This window comes from Streptomyces viridosporus, assembly GCF_002078235.1.
Classification (GTDB): Bacteria; Actinomycetota; Actinomycetes; order Streptomycetales; family Streptomycetaceae; genus Streptomyces; species Streptomyces viridosporus.
In genome coordinates, this window is sequence record NZ_MSGP01000425.1 from 289 (window position 1) to 511 (window position 223).

At 65.9% G+C, this 223-nt stretch carries 1 pseudogene; it reads right to left on the reverse strand.

The window, feature by feature from the left end:
• Positions 1-223 (reverse strand): annotated as a pseudogene (locus tag B7L92_RS27625) (transglycosylase SLT domain-containing protein); the annotation flags it as partial.

The window sequence follows — 223 nt, forward strand, 5'->3', positions numbered from 1 at the left end:
ACAGCGCGTACTGAGGTCGGCCGCGTAGTTGCAGGCGGCGGTGATGTTGGCGACCGGGTCGTAGATGTTCTTCGACGTGCCCGGCACGTGGTACGCCTCGAACGTCGGCGGGATCACCTGCAGCAGGCCCTTGGACGGGATGCCGTTGCGGGCGTTGATGTCCCAGAGGTTGATCGCGTGCGGGTTGCCCGAGGACTCCCGGATGATGTTGCGGTGGATGCCC